Source organism: Streptomyces sp. NPDC048001 (genome assembly GCF_043203115.1).
GTDB classification, from domain to species: Bacteria; Actinomycetota; Actinomycetes; order Streptomycetales; family Streptomycetaceae; genus Streptomyces; species Streptomyces sanyensis.
Window position 1 is genome coordinate 41,606 of sequence record NZ_JBIDBN010000002.1, and the last position, 18,408, is coordinate 60,013.

Sequence of the window (18,408 nt, forward strand, 5' to 3'; positions counted from 1 at the left end):
AAGGACCGCCTGTTGACCATCTCGGACACCACCGAGGGCCGTGAGGCCGTCGCCCTGCTGGAGCGCAGCCGCGGCGCGGTGCAGCCCGAGCTCCGCTCCGCCCTGGACACCCTGCCGGGGGCGGTGCGCCGTGTCGCCCTCTACCACTTCGGCTGGGAGCACGCGGACGGCAGCCCGGCCGCCGCCGGAGCGGGCAAGGCGATCCGGCCGGCCCTGGTACTGGCCTCCTGCCGTGCGCTGGGCGGGGACCCGGCCCGCGCCCTGCGCGCGGCCGCGGCCGTCGAACTGGCCCACAACTTCAGCCTGCTGCACGACGACGTCATCGACGAGGACGCCACCCGCCGCCACCGGCCCACCGCCTGGACGGTGTTCGGCACGGCCGACGCCATCGTCGCGGGCGACGCCATGCTGGCGCTCGCCCTGCGCCTGCTCGCGGAGGACGGCGACCCGCGCTCGGTGGCCGCCTCCGCGCGCCTGGCCGCCTGCGTGATCGAACTGTGCGCCGGCCAGCAGGCCGACTGCGCCTTCGAGGAGCTGTCCCCCGAGGAGGTGACCCTCGACGACTGCCTCGGCATGGCCACGGCCAAGACCGGTGCCCTGCTCGGCGCCTCCTGCGCGCTCGGCGCCCTGTACGCGGACGCCGGGGAGGAGGAGGTCCGCGCCATGGACGCCTTCGGCAGGGAGGCCGGTCTCGCCTTCCAGCTCATCGACGACCTGATGGGCATCTGGGGCGACCCGGCGCGCACCGGCAAGTCGGTCGGCGCCGACCTCTGCGCACGCAAGAAGTCCCTGCCCGTGGTCGCTGCTCTGGCCTCGGGCACGGCGGCGGCCGAGGAGCTGGCCTCGCTGTACCGGGGGCCGATGGGCGCCTCCGCCGCGGCCCGCGCGGCCGACGCCGTCGAGCGGGCGGGCGGGCGCGACTGGGCCCAACTCCAGGCCGCGGACCGCATGTCCCGCGCCCTCGGCGAGCTCTCCCGCGCCGTTCCCGACCTGGATGCGGCGGGGGACCTGCTCTCCCTCGCGGAGTTCGTCACCCGCCGGGGCTGCTGAGCCGCGTCCCGCGAGCAGCCGGAGGAGCAGGCGGGCGGACCGGCCGCGGCCCCCGGCGGTACCGGGGGACGCAAGCGGCGAAGGGCGCACCGGGGTACGAGCCGGTCGCAACGGCCGCCGGAAGTCCCCCGGGAACGCCACCTGGCACGCGGCCCCGGCCGGCCCCCCGCTACAGTCCGCGCATGTCATCGGAGTCGACAGAGGCCTGGGCGGGCTGGTACCGCGACCGGGCCGGGGCCGAGGCGGTCGCGATCACCGCGACCGACGGCCGCGTGAGCACACATGTCAGAGGCACCGCGTACGCGGGCGCCACCTTCGCCACCCTGCGTGCCGGGGGCACCGGGGCAGCCCTGACGGGCTGCGTACTGGAGTGGGACATGCCGCTCCCCGTACGGGCCGACGGCGTCGAGCGGGAGGCCACACTCAGCTGCCTGCTGACCCTCGGAGAGCCGGCTGCCGACGGCGGCGCCCCGGTCCGCTCCGAGCTCAGCCTCACCCTGCACGACGGCGGGACCGCCTACGAGGCGGCGGTCGCCGACGGGGACTTCGACGAGGCCCTCGCCCGTATCCGCCGGCAACTGCCCTCCACGGCCGAACCGGTGCTCCCGGAGCCGGTCCGGACCTGAGCCCCGTACACACGAAGGCGCCCCGCCGTGACGGCGGGGCGCTTCGTCGGCGCGGACCGGGGGTGCGGACCGGGAGTGCGGACCGCGCCCCCCGGTCCGGAGGCCGCCTGCCGGGGGGTGCCGGGGTTCAGGAGACCTGCGCCACGGCGGACGCCAGGCCGTAGGCCCACAGCTGGTTCACCCGGGAGCGCTCCTGGTAGTTCGGGTAGGCGTTGGTGCAGGAGGGGCCGGGGCCGCCGCCCGACATCAGCTCGCTGCACGGACCCGAGTAGTGGTCCGGGAGACCGAGCACATGCCCCGTCTCATGGGTCGTGACCCGCGTGGAGTTGTAGATCTGGTTCTGGCGGTAGTCGAGGAAGATGTACCCCCGGCCGTGGCCGTCGGTGCTCGCGTACGAGCCGCGCGAGTCGTTGCCCTCGTAGTAGGAGAAGTCGGCACCGGACCCCTCCACCAGCCGGACGTTGGAGACCGAGCTGTTCCAGATCCGGGTGCTGTTGGCTATCTGGGTGCGGAAGCTGGGCGCCCGGCTGGCGTTGTACACCACGGTCACGACCTGGGCGCCGGGGTTGGCGGCGCGCTTCTCGGCCACCGACTTCACGACCGCGTCGAAGAAGGCGGCGGTCGCCCTGGAGTCCTCGGCGGACCCTTCGTAGGCCGCGTACGAGGAGACGTCCGACGCGGCCGCAGGGGAGTTGGCCGGGGCGGAGGGTGCGGCGGTCGCGGGGACCGCCCCGAGCACGGCGGCGAGGCCGACGCCGAGCACGGCGGAGAGTAACGCTCTGGGGTGACGCATGGGGGGCTCCTACTCGTCCGGTTGACGATGTGCGGTAGGGCGAGTGTGGGGGAGCGGGCCCCGCGCCGGGATGATGCCGAGGGGTGATAGGACGAGCGCATCAGGGTCCCGGAGAGTTTCCGCCGCGACCTGTCCCGATCCGTCCCAGGTGCCCCGACAACGGTGTCTGGTGGGACAGTTGGGGCGGCCCTACTCTCGTCGCATGGAGCTCGAGGTGAGGCATCTGCGTGCGCTGTGCGCCATCGCCGACACCGGCAGCCTGCACAAAGCGGCCCGGCGGCTGGGCGTCAGCCAGCCCTCGCTGACCACCCAGCTGCGCAGGATCGAGAACTTCATCGGCGCCCCGCTGTTCGCCCGCGAGCGCACCGGCTGCCGCCCCACCCCGCTCGGCCGGTCCGTGCTGAGCCGCGCCCGGCCGCTGGTCGGCGAGATGGCCGCGCTCGTCGTCGAGGCCAAGGCGGCGGCCGCGCACGAGGGCGGGCCCCTGCTGCGGATCGGCTCGACGGCCAGCCGCGCCCTGGCCGGATGGCTGCGCCGGCTGCGCGTCCGGCTGCCCGGCACGGACCTCTCCCTCCATATGGACGTCTCGGCCAACGCGCTGCTGCGCCTGGTCGCCGAGGGGCAGTTGGACGTCGCCTTCGTCCACGAGGTGGAGGGGTGCCCCCTGCAGGTGCCCGACGGGCTGGAGTCACGGGTGCTGGTGCAGCGGGAGCCGCAGTTCGTCTCCCTGGCACGCGACCACCCCGCCGCCGCTTCGGCGGTGGTCGACCTGACCGACCTCGCCCACGACTGCTGGATGGTCGACCCGACCGTGGACGGCGAGTGGGACGGGCTGAGCCGGGTGCTGCGCTCGGCGGGCATCGACCCGACCATCCTGCACGGGGACTACCACACGGCTGCCTCGCTGATCGCCGTCGGCGAGGCCGTCGCGCCGTGCCAGCCCACCTCCGTGCCGCGGGAGGACATGGCGATCCGCCCGCTCAGGGGGGACCCGCTGGCCGTCCGCCTGCTGCTGTTCTCCCACCCCGGGGCGCCCGACCTGTTCGGTGCGGCGTACGAGACCCTCTCCGCCGCCTACCGCGACGCCGCGCTGCGCGCCGCCCCCTACCGCCAGTGGCTGGGACGCCACGGCAGCCCCCTCCTCGACGGACTGCCCCCGGGAACCCACCGCACCGCACCGGACCGGGCGGACACCTGCGGGACGGCGGCGGGGTGAGGCCGGGGGGGCGGGGCGTGGCCGTGCTGTGGCGACCCGTCCCACTTGATCTTTGACGTGAGCCGTCGCGCGATGCCTCGTAGGTGACCACTCCGTTCACCAACCGCCGTACACGTAAGCGGCCTTCGTCTGAGCATGCGCTCCGACCAAGGAACACGCGAGCATCGGCCGGATGCATGGCCGACCCGATCGCCGGAGGCACAGGATGCCTTACGGACGCTGACGGTGTCCGCGTGGGTGGAGAGAGTCCGAGGCCCGGTCCAAGGTGTCGGCCCGGCCCACGTCGTGCGCGGGTACTACGGCGGCCGACACCGCTACCGCATCCTCGACGGGCAAGTCCCATGAGCTTCTGATTGGCGGAGGGGAGTATCCCGCCTGCCAGCCTTCTGCGGGGTGCTTCAGACGAGATGCCTCCTGAGGTTTCCTTGAGGGTTCTCGGCTGGAATTCCCCAGTAGTGTTTACGCCTCTTCTGTGCGCAACTGCCGCCTGATTCGGCGTGGTTCGTCTGCCTCTGGAGCGGTGTTGCGCGAAGCCCTTTTCGGCCAGAAGTGATCATGCTGCTGCGTGTGATCGAATGAGGGCGGTACGGTATTCCTCGCCTTGTTCGCTTCACTGCATGCCGAAAGGCCCAAAGGTGCAGTCTTCCACGGCAAGTACCATCCGGATGCCTCGCGCACGCGGACCTTACACCAAGTACACCAAGACGGGCGGGTCGACGATCTCGGCCGAGCTCGGCTGCATCTACAAGGGAGACTACAACTGGTCTCCCCCTACTACTCCATAGCTTCGGGCGCGTCCAAGACGTACAGCTGGAACACCCTGGACTATGACTTCTGGTGCGCGACCACAGTGGGCGTGATGTCTGTCTCGGGTGGGACTTCGTACCAGACACCCATCTCGCGCTGCCAGTGACCTGAGCGGTCCTTCGCGACAGTGTGCGCCCCCGGATCTGCATCATCCGGGGGCGCACTGTGCATAGTGAACAGGAATTCTCCGCGATGCTTCAAGCAGTTCTCCATGACCGTCTGACTTTTCTCATCGCGCTCGCATTCGTGGGCCTTGCCGTCGGTGCGGCCACGTTCGTGTACGCCCGCACGAAGGGGGCCTCCGGGCCATGGTGGGGTCTGACCGGCGCGAGTGCGGTCCTGGTACTCGGAGCCACCGTGTTCTTTCCGACCCGCTCGGGCGGGGCGAACGGCTGGTGCACGATCAACAAGGACCTGTGGGAACCCCTGGTGACGGAACAGGGTGTCCTGAACGCCGTCCTGTTCGTACCGCTGGGCTTCTTCGGTGTGCTGGCGACACGCCGTGTGGTCCCGGTGGTGGCAGCGGGCGCCGTGGGGTCGATGCGTATCGAGGTCGGTCAGTCGCTCATTCCCTGGACGGGAGGTGCGTGTGACAGCGGCGACGTCCAGATGAACTCGCTCGGCACGGTACTCGGAGCGGCCTGCGGGTGGATGGTGGGACGGGCCAAGGGTGCCTCCCTGACAGCCGGAGCACGGCGAACCGGAAGGAACACCGCGGGAGCCGTTCTGGTGACGGCGCTGCTCTTCGGGCTTTTCGTCCAGCCTCAGGTGGTGGACGGCACGGGCCTGCGGACGGCGGTGGAGGACGAGCGGGCGACGGCCGAGTCAGCGATCCGGGAAGCCTTCGGAGACCGATACGCGATCTCAGCAGTTCAGTTGTCGCCGGGTATCGACGGCGCGCCTGGATCACTTCAGGTCACCTTCGAGGAGCCGCTCACGGCCATGCTCACCTGGCCGGAGGCCGACTACCTGTCAGTCCAGTTGGAGTCTGCCAGTGAACCGGGACCAGTGTCGTTCGCGGTGGGAGGTGCCGCGAACCCGCGCAGCAAGGCCGAGGCCGAGCGAATCGCGACGGCCTACGCGGACGCGCACTATCCATGGGCGGCAGAGGCGCAGCATCGGCAGACGACATCCCTGGGTGAGTTCGGGTGGATGACGTCCTGGCGTTGGGCAAAGGACGGGGTCCTGATGCCCCGTGCGCTGGACGTGCAGCTGAACACAGCGGGCCGGGTTTCCCAGCTCGTGGTCAACTCTGGTCCGGACGTACTTGAGGACCTGCCGGCCGAAACGGTGAGCAGGTCCCAGGCGGAGGCCGAGGTGCGCGAGAAGATCAAGCCGGCGATCGCCAGGGTGGGCGCCGTGACGAAGAAGGCCTACAGGGTGCGGGGCGAATGGCGAGCGGTATGGCTGGTCCGTGTGGTTCCGGACGGCGGTCCGGCGGAGACGATGAGCGTGGACGCGGCTTCGGGCGAGGTTGCGAACGGTACGCCCCTGGGGTAGCGGAACGGCTGAGTACGCTTCCTCTGCAGGGCCCACGGGAACGGAACCGCTGTCATGCCGAATTCGGTGAAGCCGGTTCCCCTCGGTGGTGGGTGAGATGCCCGGTGCCGATGAGCCCGGCGAAGCCGGTCAGGGCGCGAGGGCGTCACAGGCCGCGCCCTCCTCGCGGGGGAGGCCACGGTGCCCGACGCCGACGGCACTCCTGTCGCCGAAGCCCGGTAGTGCCCGAGCGGCCGGGCGAAGAAGACCGCACCCGGCCCGCGATGGACGCCGTGCTCGGCGGCCTGTGGGCCGGGTGCGGACAGGTAGGTAGCCGGACCCGCGAAAGTGCAGGTCAGGCGACCCAGCCAGAGATCAGGCCTTCTTGGTCTCCCAGAAGATGCGGTCGACCTCGGCGATGAGCTCCAGCGCCTTCTCGCCCGTCTTGGGGTCCGTGGACCCCTTCGCGGCCGAGAGGGCCTTGAGCGTGTCGTTGATCAGCTGGTGCAGCTCCGGGTACTTCTCGAAGTGCGGGGGCTTGAAGTAGTCGCTCCACAGCACCGAGATGTGGTGCTTGGCGAGCTCCGCGCGCTGCTCCTTGATGACGGTGGCGCGGGCGCGGAAGTGCGGGTCCTCGTTGGCCTGGTACTTCTCCTGGACGGCCTTGACCGACTCGGCCTCGATACGGGCCTGGGCCGGGTCGTAGACACCGCAAGGCAGGTCGCAGTGGGCGCTGACCTTCACCTTGGGGGCGAACAGGCGGGAGAGCATGGAGCTGTCCTTCCTCGTGATCGTCTTCTCAGGTGGGAGATTACTCCGTGGGAAGCGCGTTTTCTCGGGTGCCCCCAGGGGCTTAGGGCAAAAGTCCGGTACCAGGACGGGACCGGTGTCGGAACAGACGGTGGACAGCGGAGGTGGCCCGATGGGCGAGCAGGGGCGTGAGGCGCGAGCGCCGTTGGGCATCGCCGAGGTGACCGGGCGGTCCATGTACCCCACGCTCCACCACGGCGACCAGTTGCTGGTGCACCACGGTGCGGAGCTGCGCCCCGGCGACGTGGCGGTGCTGCGCCATCCGCTCCAGCAGGACCTGCTCATCGTGAAGCGGCTGGCGGAGCGCCGGTCCGGGGGCTGGTGGGTGCTCGGCGACAACCCGGACGGCGAGGTCGTGGACAGCCGTGCCTTCGGCCCGGTCCCCGACGAGCTGGTGCTCGCGCGGGTGCGCGCCCGCTACCGGCCCATGCTGCCGGGGCGGCGCCGCACACCGCTCTATGTGGCCTCCTGGGCGGTGTCGGCGCTGCGGCCGGTGTCGGCGGACCGGTCGGTCTCCAGGCGCTTGCGGGCCCGGTAGGCGGCGACGTTGGCGCGGGTGGCGCAGCGGTCGGAGCAGTAGCGCCGCGAGCGGTTGGTCGAGGTGTCGAGGAAGGCGTTGCGGCACGGGGCGGCCTGGCACAGGCCGAGGCGGTCGACGCCGTACTCGGTCAGGTGGAAGGCCAGGCCCATGGCGGCGATGGCCGCGTAGCCGGAGGTGGCGTTGGAGGCGTGGTCCGCCAGGTGCATGTGCCACAGCGGCCGGCCGTCCTCGTCCCGGTGGTCGTGGCCGGAGATCTGGGGGCTGACCGGGAACTCCAGCAGCAGGGAGTTGAGCAGGTCGACGGCCTGGGTCTCCTCGCCCGCGTCGGCCGCGGCGAAGACCGCGCGGAGCCGGGCGCGCACGGAGCGGAAGCGGGTGACGTCCGCGTCCGTCGCCCGGCGGGCTGCCTGCATCGAGGCACCGAAGAGTTCCCGGACGGCGTCGACGGACGTCAGCGAGTCCTTGCCGCGGGTCGGTTCCTCGGTGTTGACCAGGCGTACGGCGTAGTCCGAGTAATGGGCCAGTTCCACTTGTAGTCCTTACTGCAAGGGTCTACTGTCGGCGTAACGGATGGAGTAGGTTCGAGGGTATTACGGACGAAAGGATTCCGGTGGTGGAGACGGGCATGGGCGCGGCAACCGACTGGCGGGCCTGGCAGAAGAGCTGGGACCGCCAGCAGGAGTGGTACATGCCGGACCGGGAGGACCGGTTCCGGGTCATGCTCGACATGGTCGAGGCGACGGTCGGCCCCGAGCCCAGGGTGCTGGACCTGGCCTGCGGCACCGGCACCATCACGGACCGGCTGCTGACCCGCTTCCCCCGCGCCACCAGTACCGGCGTGGACCTCGACCCGGCCCTGCTGGCCATCGCGCGCGGCACCTTCGAGGGCGACGACCGCGTCTCCTTCGTGGCCGCCGACCTCACCGACCCGGCCTGGACGGCGGCCCTGCCGTACCCCCGGTACGACGCCGTGCTCACCGCGACCGCCCTGCACTGGCTGCACTGCGAGCCCCTCGCCGCGCTCTACGGGCAGCTCGCGGGGCTGGTGCGCGAGGGCGGCGTCCTGATGAACGCCGACCGGATGAAGGACGAGGCGACCCCGCGGATCAACGCGGCCGAGCGCGCCCACCGCCACGCGGCCATGGACCGGGCGCGCGAGGCGGGCGCGCTGGACTGGGCCGACTGGTGGGCGCTGGCCGCCGAGGACCCGGTCCTCGCCGCGCCGACCGCCGAGCGCTTCCGCATCTACGGGGAGCACGCGGACGGCGACATCCCGTCCGCCGCGTGGCACGCCGAGGCGCTTCGCGCGGCCGGCTTCGCCGAGGCACGCCCCGTGTGGGCCTCGCCCAGCGACGCCCTGGTGCTCGCCCTGCGCTGAGGGCTGTCCCGCCTGGGCGGGGCGGTGCCGCCGGACGCCGCGCACCCCGCCCCAGGGGCGGGGTGCCGCCATGTGCCGGACACGACCCCCGGCGGGACGGCGGCGCCGGACGCCGCGAGGGGCGGTACGGGCCCGTGGCCCGTACCGCCCCTCGCGCTGCGGCCTGCACCCGTCCGGTGCGGGCCCCTGGACTCAGAGCACCTTCGACAGGAACGCCTGGGTGCGCTCGTGCTGCGGGTTGCTCAGGACGTCGCGGGGGTTGCCCGACTCGACGACCACGCCGCCGTCCATGAACACCAGGGAGTCGCCCACCTCGCGGGCGAAGCCCATCTCGTGGGTGACGACGATCATCGTCATGCCGTCCTCGGCGAGACCGCGCATGACGTCCAGGACCTCGCCCACCAGCTCCGGGTCGAGGGCCGAGGTCGGCTCGTCGAAGAGCATCAGCTTCGGCTCCATCGCCAGCGCGCGGGCGATGGCCACACGCTGCTGCTGGCCGCCGGACAGCTGCGCGGGGTAGTTCCCCGCCTTGTCCTTCAGCCCGACCCGGTCCAGCAGCTTCTCGGCACGCTCCCGGGCGACCGCCCGGGACACGCCCTTGACCTGGACCGGCGCCTCCATCACGTTGGCCAGCGCCGTCATGTGGGGAAACAGGTTGAAGCGCTGGAAGACCATGCCGATGTCCCGGCGCTGCGCCGCGACCTCGCTGTCCCGCAGCTCGTAGAGCTTGTCGCCCTTCTGGCGGTAGCCCACCAGCTGGCCGTCGACCCAGAGCCGGCCGCCGTTGATCTTCTCCAGGTGGTTGATGCACCGCAGGAAGGTCGACTTGCCGGAGCCGGACGGGCCGACCAGGCAGAACACCTCCTGGGGGGCGACCTCCAGGTCGATGCCCTGGAGGACCTTCACGTGGCCGAAGGACTTGTGGACGTTCTCCGCCCTCACCATCGGCTGTGCCGTCGTGGACGTCATACCGTCGTCCCTCCCACCTTGCTGGGCACGCGGAACGAGGTCAGCTGGCGCTTCAGCCGCTCGAGCGGCGTGGGCGGCAGCGTGCGGTTCGCGCCGCGGGCGAAGTAGCGCTCCAGGTAGTACTGCCCGATCGTGAACACGGTCGTCAGGGCCAGGTACCACAGGGAGACGACGATGTAGCCCTCCATGATGGCGAGCGTACGGGAGCCGAACTCCCGGCCGCGCAGGAACAGCTCCCCGTACCCGATGGCGAAGGCCAGCGAGGACGTCTTGAGCATGTTGATGAACTCGTTGCCGGTGGGCGGGATGATCACGCGCATGGCCTGCGGCAGCACGATGCGGCGCATGGTCTTGGTGCTCTTCATGCCGAGGGCGTGCGCGGCCTCGGTCTGCCCCTGGTCCACGGACTGGATGCCGGCCCGGCAGATCTCCGCCATGTACGCCGCCTCGTTGAGGCCCAGCGCCAGCAGCGCGGCCACGAAGGGCGTCATGACCTGGTTCATCTCGTTCTTGTAGATGAAGCCGAGGTCCAGCGTCGCGAAGACGATGGAGAGGTTGAACCACAGCAGGATCTGCACCAGCACCGGGGTGCCGCGGAAGAACCAGATGTAGGCCCAGGCCACGGAGGAGAGCACCGGGTTCGGGGAGAGCCTCATCACCGCGAGCACGGTGCCGAGGACGACGCCGATCAGCATCGAGTAGACGGTGATCTTGAGCGTCTCCCAGGCGCCCAGGGCGAAGGTGCCGTTGGTGATCTGCTCACCGACGACACTCCACTGGATGTTCGCACCGGCGAAGGCCTTCACCAGCAGTGCCACCAGGACGAGCACCACGGCGGTGCCGACCCAGCGGCCGTAGTGCCGGACGGGGATGGCCTTGATGGTGTCGGGCGCCGCCGCGGACGCCGTGCGGGGGGACTCGCCCCCGCCGCCGTCCGGTGGGACGTCGGCGGGGACCTTGTCGAGGGGGTCAGTCACGAAGATGCTGCCTTACGTATGGAGGGGTCCGGAGCACCGGCTCACTGACCGGCGTTGACCGTGGCCGTCTCGATGGCGCCGGACTCGGCCTTCCACTCCTTCAGCACCTCGCCGTAGGAGCCGTCGTCGATGATCTGCTGGACGGCTGCCTGGAGGGCGTCGCGCAGCTCGGTGTTCTCCTTGCTGACGGCGATGCCGTACGGCGCTGCGTCGATCTGGTCGCCGACCACCTCGAAGAGGTTGCCGCCGCCCGCGTTGAGCTCGTTGTACAGGGCGACGGGGAAGTCGGTGATCACGACGTCCGCGCGCTTGGTCTGGAGCTGCGTGATGGAGTCGGTGTCCTGGTCGGAGATGAACTCCTTGATCTTGTCGTCACCGCACTTCGCCTGCTGGTCCTTGAGCAGGGTCTCGTTGGCGGTGCCGCGCTGGGCCGCGACCGTCAGCCCGCACAGGTCGTCGAGGGAGGAGACGTTCTCCGGGTTGCCCTTCTGGACCAGCAGCGCGGAGCCGGCCTTGAAGTAGTTCACGAAGTCGGCGCCGCCCTTGGCGTCCTCGGTGGCGCCCTGCTGGCGCTCCTTGGTGTCCGTCATGGAGGACATGACGATGTCGGTGCGGCCGTTGTTCATGCCCAGCACGAGCTGGTCGAAGGTGGCGTTCTCGAACTTGAACTCCACACCGAGGACCTCGCCCATGGCGTTGGCCAGGTCGATGTCCACGCCCGCGGGCTTGTTGTTCTCGTCCATGAACTCCATGGGCGCGTAGGCGATGTCCGAGCCGACGGTGATGACGCCCTTGTCGCGGATGGACTGCGGCAGCTTGTCGGCGAGCGGCGCGGCGGAGGCGGAGCCCGTCTCCTTGGTGCCCTCGTCGGCGCTGTCGGTCTGGTCGCCACAGGCGGTCATCAGCATGGCGCCGGCGACCGCGATGGCGCCTGCCACGACCATCCGGGACGTACGGGACGTCCTGGGCTTGGCGGCTTCGGCGCTGCGCTTGGTGCTTGCGGTCATGATCGGGGTCCTCCGGCGTGTGTAGAGGGGTGTGCCAGAAGTCGTGGCACTCACCTTCGAGTGTCGCGACCTTGTGTGTTTTCGGCATCTTGCCATTCGGACTAGCCCAATCAGGGGCTCACGCATGTCAAAATCGGATAACGGGCACCCCCGAACGTCAGCAGGCGGCACATCCCGGCCGCATCTTTCGCTGAAAACGCCACGTCTCGCCGGAGGATCTCTTGCCGATGCGCCTTCTGGGTGGATTCCGCCGTACCGGCGCACTTGCCCCGGTTCCCGGCTATGAAGCACGTCACCGCGGGGGAAACGACTCGTCTGCGGTGTGCTCCGTCCGGTAAGAAGGGTCCTTACACCCCTCATCCGGGGCTCAGGGCGCGTTGTGCGGCGCGCCCGCGCGTGCGAACCACCACCCTGTCCGGGCGGGCCAACCGCCCGGCGCGGGGTACGGACGCGGTGCCCGCCCACCCCTCCTCAACCAGGAGTGGCCACCCTCAACTGATGAAGACTTAAGGGGTCAACCCATGGCAGCGGAGATCGTCAATCCTCGCAGCGACGACACCGACACGGAGAGCGCCGACGAGCCCTTCGATCCGGCGTTCGCCCTGCACCGCGGCGGCAAGATGGCCGTCCAGGCCACCGTGCCCGTGCGGGACAAGGATGATCTGTCACTCGCGTACACACCCGGCGTCGCCAGGGTGTGCACCGCAATCGCCGAGCGGCCCGAACTCGTCCACGACTACACCTGGAAGTCCCAGGTCGTCGCCGTGGTGACGGACGGGACCGCGGTGCTCGGCCTCGGCGACATCGGGCCGGAGGCATCCCTTCCGGTCATGGAGGGGAAAGCGATCCTCTTCAAGCAGTTCGGCGGCGTGGACGCGGTCCCGATCGCGCTCGCCACCACCGACACCGACGAGATCGTCGACACCGTCGTCCGTCTCGCTCCCTCCTTCGGCGGCGTGAACCTGGAGGACATCTCGGCGCCGCGGTGCTTCGAGATCGAGCGCAGGCTCCAGGAGCGCCTCGACATCCCCGTCTTCCACGACGACCAGCACGGCACCGCCGTGGTCACCCTCGCGGCCCTGCGCAACGCGGCGAAGCTGACCGGGCGCGGCCTGGGCGATCTGCGGGCGGTCATCTCGGGGGCCGGCGCGGCCGGTGTGGCCATCGCGAAGTTCCTGCTGGCGGCCGGCCTCGGCGACGTGGCGGTCGCCGACCGCAAGGGCGTCGTCAGCCGCGACCGGGAGGACCTCACCCCGGTCAAGCGGGAACTCGCCGAGCTCACCAACCGGGCCGGGCTCAGCGGCTCGCTGGAGAGCGCGCTCGCGGGCGCCGACGTGTTCATCGGCGTCTCGGGCGGCACGGTGCCCGAGCAGGCCGTCGCGTCGATGGCGCCCGGGGCGTTCGTCTTCGCCATGGCCAACCCGAACCCGGAGGTCCACCCGGACGTCGCGCACCGCTACGCGGCCGTGGTGGCGACCGGGCGCTCGGACTACCCGAACCAGATCAACAACGTCCTGGCCTTCCCCGGCATCTTCGCCGGCGCCCTCCAGGTGCGGGCGGCCCGCATCACCGAGGGCATGAAGATCGCCGCGGCCAACGCCCTGGCGGACGTGGTCGGTGACGACCTGTCGGCCGACTACGTCATCCCCTCGCCCTTCGACGAGCGGGTCGCCCCGGCGGTCACCGCCGCGGTGGCCGCCGCCGCCCGGGCGGAGGGCGTCGCCCGGCGCTGACGGACCTGCCGCCCCCCGCGAGCGGGCCGCCCCCGTGCGGGGGGCGGCCCGTTCGGCGTCCCGTGCACCGGGGCCCACCCGCCCCCGCCTCCCGTCCGCGCACCGCGGCGACACGCACGGGATGCGCGTCACACCGCTGCGTGGTTCCGCCACGCACCCCACCGCCCTACGCTCGGGGCCATGTTCGCCGCCTACGCAGCCCGCACCGACCGCGACCAGCCCCTGACCGGCCTCGAACTGGGCGAACGCCCGGCCCCCGAGCCCCGCCCCGGCTGGACCACCGTCACCGTCAAGGCCGCCTCGCTCAACCACCACGACCTGTGGTCGCTGCGCGGTGTGGGCCTCCCGCCGGAGCGGTTGCCGATGATCCTCGGCTGCGACGCGGCGGGGATCGACGAGGACGGCAACGAGGTCGTCCTCCACTCCGTCATCGGCCAGAGCGGCCACGGCGTGGGCCCCGACGAGCCGCGCTCCATCCTCACCGAGCGCTACCAGGGCACCTTCGCCGAGCAGGTCGCCGTGCCCACCTGGAACGTCCTGCCGAAGCCCAGGGAGCTGTCCTTCGCCGAGGCCGCCTGCCTGCCGACGGCATGGCTCACCGCCTACCGGATGCTCTTCACCAACGCGGGAGTGCGCCCGGGCGACTCCGTCCTGGTCCAGGGCGCCGGCGGCGGCGTGGCCACCGCGGCCCTGGTGCTGGGGAAGGCCGCCGGTCTGCGGATGTACGCCACGAGCCGCGACGAGGCCAAGCGCAAGCGGGCCGTCGAACTCGGCGCGGAGGACGCCTACGAGCCCGGCACCCGCCTGCCGCGCCGGGTGGACGCGGTCATCGAGACGGTCGGCGCCGCCACCTGGTCCCACTCGGTGAAGTCGCTGCGCCCCGGCGGCACCCTGGTCATCTCCGGGGCGACCAGCGGTGACCGCCCCTCGCACGCGGAGCTGACCCGCATCTTCTTCCTGGAACTCAAGGTGGTCGGCTCCACCATGGGCTCCAAGGACGAACTGGAGGACCTGCTCTCCTTCTGCGCCGCCACCGGGGTGCGGCCCGTCATCGACCGCGAACTGCCCCTGGACCGGGCCCGGGAGGGCTTCGAGCGGCTGGCGTCGGGCGACCTGTTCGGGAAGATCGTCCTGACCGGCCCCTGAGGCCCTCTTGAGGCACCGTCGGCCCGGCTGATGGGATCTCCGGCACAGTCCCGCGTCTCGTACGACCGACCGTGCCGGAGGTTGCCGTGTACCGCCGACTGCTCCCGCTGCTGGCCCTGCTGCTGTGCACCGCGCTGCCGGGCGCCCCCGCGCCAGCCCGTGCGGACGCCCTCCCGCCACCCGGCGCACCCGCCCCCGCGGCACCGGGCGCCGGCATCCCGCCGCTCACCGACGAGCGGGGGCGGCTGCTGACCCTGCGCGGCTGGAACGTCGAGGACAAGGCCAACCGGGGCGAGGCCGCGCTCTCCGCGATCACCGAACGCCACTTCCGCGACCTGCGGGCCCACGGGTTCGGCTTCGCCCGCCTGCTCGTCTTCTGGGACGACCTCGAGCCCCGCCCCGGCCGCTACAGCCATGCCTACCTCGACCGGATCGAGCGCATCCTCGACTGGGCCCACCGCCACCGGGTCAGGGTGCTGATCGACGCCCACCAGGACGTCTTCGGACCGGCCTTCGGGCACCGGGGCATCCCCGCGTGGGCGACGCGCACCGACGGCCTGCCGTTCACGCCCCACCCGGACGACTGGTTCGCCGAGTACTTCGAACCGGCCGTGCAGCGCGCCTTCACCCACCTCTACGAGGACGCCGACCTGCGGCGGGCGCAGCAGCGCATGTGGCGCACCCTGGCCGAGCGCCTCCGCGGCCACCCGGCCGTGCTCGGCTACGACCTGCTCAACGAGCCCATGGGCGAGCTCCGCCCCGGCGAGAACCTGGCCGTGGCCGCCCGGCGGATCGAGCGCGAGCAGCTCACCCCGATGTACGACCGGCTGGCCCGCGCGGTGCGCGCCGTGGACCGCACCACCCGGCTGTTCGTGGAGCCGACGCCGATCGTCGGCGAGGGCGTCCCGACCGGTCTCGGGCGGATCGACGACCCCCGGGTCGTCTACGCCCCGCACTTCTACAACACGGCCATGGAGGCCGGAGCGGACTACGACCCGTCGGCGGGGTGGATCGAGGCGTACGAGGCGGCCGCCACCGTCTACCCGCGCGCCCACGGCGTCCCCGTGGTGGTGGGGGAGTGGGGGCCGCTCAACAACGCCCTGCCGAACATGGGCCGCTTCTACCGGGACGCCCTCGCCTTCCTCGCCCGCTACGGATCCGGCTGGGCCGGCTATGTCTGGTGCTACGGAGGCGGCTACTGCGCCCTCGACGGGCAGGGCCGCTTCCGGCTCAACAAGGAGCAGACCGCGGCCCCCTACGCGGAGGCCCTGGCCGGCCGGGACCCGCGCGCGGCCTACGACCGCGAGCGGGGGACCTACCGGCTGGCCTACCGGGCGCGGCCCGGCGTCACGGAGCTGTCCCTGCCGCCGCACCCGGGCGGGTGGCGCATCGCCGTGTCCGGCCCCGCGTGGAGCCCCGACCGTGCGGTACCGCCGGGGCGCTCCGCCGTCGTCCGCGTCCTGGCGCGGCCCGGCGCCGCGGTGGAGGTCACCGCCCGGGCCGGGGAGCGGGACTGAGCAACCCGGGGCAGGGCGTGCGCCGGGGGCCCGGGGCGCCGCGGGGCCCCGGGCGCCCCGGGCCCCGCCGGTGGGCGGTTCAGCCCCGGTCGGGGCGCAGCACGGCCGAGAGGTGCGCCGCGGCCGTCGACAGGTGGCGCCGGGCCTCGGACAGCTGCTCGCGCGTCACTCCGTGGTCGCGCGCCGCATCGCGTACGTCGTCCCGGAACCGGTCCAGCAGCCGCTCCAGCTCGCGGGCCGGGTCGGCGGAGCCGTCACCGGCCGCGTCCTCGGTCCCGCCGGGGCCGGTGCCCGCCGCCCCGGTGCCCGCCGCCCCCGGGCGTGCGCCCTCGGGCCCCGCGGGGCCCCGTGCCAGTCCGCCGAGCTGGCCGACCAGGTCGGCCAGGCCCTGGCGCATGCCGGTCGGCCACTCGCCCCGGGTGAGGCGCTCCTGCACCTGCTCCTGTACCTGACGGGCGATCCGCTCCATCTCGGCACGGGCGGTCTCCTGCGCCTCCCGTGCCTGCCGGCGTGCGGCCCTGGCGTCCTCCCTGGCCCGCCGCGACTCGTCCTTCGCCCGCCGGGTCTGCTCCTGCCACTCCTGCTTGGCGCGGCGCAGCTCCTCCTTGGCGGCACGCCACGCCTCTCCGTCGGGGCCGAGGCCGCCCAGGTCCCCGAGGCCGCGACCGGCCCCCCGGGAGCCGTCGCCGCGGGTCTCGTCCGCCGCGGCGCGCATCTCGCTGCGGAGCTTGCCCGCCGCGCCGCGTACGTCGTCGCGGATCTCGGCGGCCAGCTCGGAGACGGAGTCGCGGATCTCCACCTCCAGGTCCGCCAGCTCCCCGCTGCGCTCGGCCAGTTCGGCGCGGCCGGCCGCGGTGATCGAGTAGACCTTGCGGCCGCCCTCGGTGGCATGGGTGACCAGCCCCTCGGCCTCCAGCTTGGCCAGCCGGGGGTAGACGGTGCCCGCGCTCGGCGCGTACAGCCCCTGGAACCTCTCCTCCAGCAGGCGGATCACCTCGTAGCCGTGGCGGGGGGCCTCGTCGAGCAGTTTGAGCAGGTACAGGCGAAGCCTGCCGTGGGCGAAGACGGGGGGCATCTCAGAGAACCTTTCCTGCCGGGGCGTCCGCTGCCGGGGGTGTCCCGTCCTCGTCCGCCGGCGGCCTGCGCAGCAGGGCGATGGAGCCGGAGACGGTGGTGGCCCTGAGCCTCCCGGCCCCCGATCCGAGGGTGCCGGTGATCTGCTTGGAGCCCCACTGCCCGCCGACCCTCAGGTCCTCGAAGGCGCTCGACAGGGTCCCGCCCGCGGTGTTGGCCTCGACCCGGGCGTCGGCCGGGTGCGGGAGCCGGATGGCGACCTCGCCGGAGACGGTGGCCAGGCGGATGTCGGCCGGGCCGCCCGCCTCGCCCACGTCGACGACCATGTCGCCGCTCACGGACTCCGCGCGGACCGCGGAGCCGGCGGCCTCGATCACGGTGAGGTCGCCGGAGACGGACTGGTAGCGCAGGTCGCCGGTCAGCGCCTGGGCCTCCAGGCCGCCGGAGACGGTCTCCGCCTGGACGGTGCCGGAGAGGCCGACGAAGGTGGCGTCCCCGGTCACCCCGCGCAGTGCCGTGGTGCCGCGGATCCCGGAGACCACCGCGTTCGCACCGACGACGCCGACCTCGACGCGCGCCCCGGCGGGCACCACCAGGGAGACCACGGCACTGCGCCGCGGGCCCTTGGGGTCGAGCCACTTCAGCAGGGTCTTCCACGGCACGTCGTCGTAGCCGACGGTCAGCGTGCCGCCCTCGCGGGTGACGCGGAGGGGCGGGCCCTCGATCGCGGAGACCTCCAGGCGGGCGGAACCCTCGTCGGTGCCCACGACGTTGACCGTTCCGTCCACGATGCGCACCCGCAGGGTGGTCACCGGTTCGTCGAAGGCGAGTGTGCGGGGCTCGCCGACTTCCCATGCCGTCTCTGCCATCGTGCTGACCTCCCGGTCCGACGGGGACGCAACATATCGCGTCTTCTGCAAGACACGATATATCGCGGATGGTGGGTGTCAAGCGCCCTCGGTGCGCCGTGCGGCGGGCGCCTGACGCGGAGCGGGCGCCGTGCCCGGCGGACACGCAGGGAGCCCGGCACACCCACGGTGTGCCGGGCTCCCTGCGGTGCGGTGCCGCGCCTAGTCCTCGTCCTCGTCCTCGTCGTCGAGGCGGGCGAGCCATGTCGCGAGGCGCTCGACCGGGACCTCGAAGTCCGGGTTCAGGTCGACGAAGGTGCGCAGCTGCTCGGCGAGCCACCCGAAGGTGACCTCCTCCTCGCCGCGCCGCTTCTCCAGTTCCTCGATGCCGCGGTCGGTGAAGTACATGGGGACAGCGTACCCACCGCTCCACACGC

The 18,408-nt window shown here is 72.1% G+C and carries 18 protein-coding genes; 9 read left to right on the forward strand and 9 right to left on the reverse strand.

Going from position 1 to position 18,408, the window contains the following annotated elements:
• Positions 1-12 precede the first annotated feature (12 nt).
• Positions 13-1,050: a family 2 encapsulin nanocompartment cargo protein polyprenyl transferase gene (locus ACGF15_RS04505; protein WP_345612977.1), complete on the forward strand. Its 1,038-nt coding sequence runs from the start codon at positions 13-15 to the stop codon at positions 1,048-1,050.
• A gap of 182 nt (positions 1,051-1,232) precedes the next feature.
• Positions 1,233-1,676 (forward strand): DUF6304 family protein, encoded by a 444-nt coding sequence (locus ACGF15_RS04510; protein ID WP_345612979.1) that lies wholly within the window; start codon positions 1,233-1,235, stop codon positions 1,674-1,676.
• Positions 1,677-1,803: 127 nt separating this feature from the next.
• Here the strand turns inward: ACGF15_RS04510 and snpA are convergent, their stop codons facing one another.
• Positions 1,804-2,469 (reverse strand): snapalysin, encoded by a 666-nt coding sequence (gene snpA / locus ACGF15_RS04515; protein ID WP_345612981.1) that lies wholly within the window; start codon positions 2,467-2,469, stop codon positions 1,804-1,806.
• A 202-nt stretch (positions 2,470-2,671) separates the two neighbouring features.
• On the opposite strand from snpA, the gene ACGF15_RS04520 reads away from it, so the two are divergent.
• On the forward strand, positions 2,672-3,685 hold the full coding sequence (locus tag ACGF15_RS04520) for a LysR family transcriptional regulator (protein WP_345612983.1): 1,014 nt from the start codon (positions 2,672-2,674) through the stop codon (positions 3,683-3,685).
• A 999-nt stretch (positions 3,686-4,684) separates the two neighbouring features.
• Positions 4,685-5,992: a VanZ family protein gene (locus ACGF15_RS04525; RefSeq protein ID WP_392796908.1), complete on the forward strand. Its 1,308-nt coding sequence runs from the start codon at positions 4,685-4,687 to the stop codon at positions 5,990-5,992.
• Positions 5,993-6,346: 354 nt separating this feature from the next.
• On the opposite strand, the gene sodN is transcribed toward ACGF15_RS04525, so the two are convergent.
• A complete protein-coding gene (sodN, locus tag ACGF15_RS04530; RefSeq protein WP_256524574.1) occupies positions 6,347-6,742 on the reverse strand; it encodes a superoxide dismutase, Ni in 396 nt (131 codons plus the stop codon).
• Positions 6,743-6,893: 151 nt separating this feature from the next.
• On the opposite strand from sodN, the gene sodX reads away from it, so the two are divergent.
• Positions 6,894-7,319, forward strand: coding sequence for a nickel-type superoxide dismutase maturation protease (gene sodX / locus ACGF15_RS04535; RefSeq protein WP_345613265.1), 426 nt, complete (start codon positions 6,894-6,896; stop codon positions 7,317-7,319).
• Here sodX and ACGF15_RS04540 read toward each other — a convergent pair.
• Positions 7,238-7,852 carry a CGNR zinc finger domain-containing protein gene (locus tag ACGF15_RS04540; RefSeq protein WP_345612987.1) on the reverse strand — a complete coding sequence of 205 codons (615 nt, stop codon included), beginning with the start codon at positions 7,850-7,852 and terminating at the stop codon, positions 7,238-7,240. The genes sodX and ACGF15_RS04540 overlap by 82 nt on opposite strands.
• A gap of 95 nt (positions 7,853-7,947) precedes the next feature.
• Here ACGF15_RS04540 and ACGF15_RS04545 point away from each other — a divergent pair, with 95 nt between their 5' ends.
• A complete protein-coding gene (locus ACGF15_RS04545) occupies positions 7,948-8,700 on the forward strand; it encodes a class I SAM-dependent methyltransferase (protein WP_345612989.1) in 753 nt (250 codons plus the stop codon).
• Between the two features lie 192 nt (positions 8,701-8,892).
• Here the strand turns inward: ACGF15_RS04545 and ACGF15_RS04550 are convergent, their stop codons facing one another.
• Genes ACGF15_RS04550 through ACGF15_RS04560 form a run of 3 tightly spaced genes read right to left on the reverse strand, consistent with a single transcriptional unit; the run spans position 8,893 to position 11,653 of the window.
• Positions 8,893-9,669 carry an amino acid ABC transporter ATP-binding protein gene (locus tag ACGF15_RS04550; RefSeq protein ID WP_345612991.1) on the reverse strand — a complete coding sequence of 259 codons (777 nt, stop codon included), beginning with the start codon at positions 9,667-9,669 and terminating at the stop codon, positions 8,893-8,895.
• Positions 9,666-10,646, reverse strand: a complete 981-nt coding sequence (locus ACGF15_RS04555; RefSeq protein WP_345612993.1) for an amino acid ABC transporter permease — start codon at positions 10,644-10,646, stop codon at positions 9,666-9,668. The genes ACGF15_RS04550 and ACGF15_RS04555 overlap by 4 nt, the downstream gene beginning before the upstream one ends.
• A gap of 41 nt (positions 10,647-10,687) precedes the next feature.
• Positions 10,688-11,653 (reverse strand): ABC transporter substrate-binding protein, encoded by a 966-nt coding sequence (locus tag ACGF15_RS04560; protein WP_345612995.1) that lies wholly within the window; start codon positions 11,651-11,653, stop codon positions 10,688-10,690.
• Between the two features lie 521 nt (positions 11,654-12,174).
• Between ACGF15_RS04560 and ACGF15_RS04565 the strand changes: the two genes are divergently transcribed.
• The 3 genes from ACGF15_RS04565 to ACGF15_RS04575 all read left to right on the forward strand — a co-directional run bounded on the left by ACGF15_RS04565 (position 12,175) and on the right by ACGF15_RS04575 (position 16,049).
• On the forward strand, positions 12,175-13,386 hold the full coding sequence (locus tag ACGF15_RS04565) for an NADP-dependent malic enzyme (protein WP_345612997.1): 1,212 nt from the start codon (positions 12,175-12,177) through the stop codon (positions 13,384-13,386).
• Between the two features lie 180 nt (positions 13,387-13,566).
• Positions 13,567-14,532 carry a zinc-binding dehydrogenase gene (locus tag ACGF15_RS04570; protein ID WP_362606099.1) on the forward strand — a complete coding sequence of 322 codons (966 nt, stop codon included), beginning with the start codon at positions 13,567-13,569 and terminating at the stop codon, positions 14,530-14,532.
• Positions 14,533-14,618: 86 nt separating this feature from the next.
• The gene (locus tag ACGF15_RS04575) at positions 14,619-16,049 is read left to right on the forward strand and encodes a glycoside hydrolase family 5 protein (RefSeq protein ID WP_392796909.1); all 1,431 of its coding nucleotides are present in this window, start codon (positions 14,619-14,621) and stop codon (positions 16,047-16,049) included.
• A gap of 79 nt (positions 16,050-16,128) precedes the next feature.
• On the opposite strand, the gene ACGF15_RS04580 is transcribed toward ACGF15_RS04575, so the two are convergent.
• The 3 genes from ACGF15_RS04580 to ACGF15_RS04590 form a co-directional block, all read right to left on the reverse strand.
• Positions 16,129-17,124 (reverse strand): PadR family transcriptional regulator, encoded by a 996-nt coding sequence (locus tag ACGF15_RS04580; protein WP_345613003.1) that lies wholly within the window; start codon positions 17,122-17,124, stop codon positions 16,129-16,131.
• A 1-nt stretch (position 17,125) separates the two neighbouring features.
• Positions 17,126-17,992: a hypothetical protein gene (locus ACGF15_RS04585; RefSeq protein ID WP_345613005.1), complete on the reverse strand. Its 867-nt coding sequence runs from the start codon at positions 17,990-17,992 to the stop codon at positions 17,126-17,128.
• 201 nt (positions 17,993-18,193) lie between these two features.
• Positions 18,194-18,379 carry a DUF6104 family protein gene (locus ACGF15_RS04590; protein WP_345613007.1) on the reverse strand — a complete coding sequence of 62 codons (186 nt, stop codon included), beginning with the start codon at positions 18,377-18,379 and terminating at the stop codon, positions 18,194-18,196.
• Between the last annotated feature and the right edge of the window lie 29 nt (positions 18,380-18,408).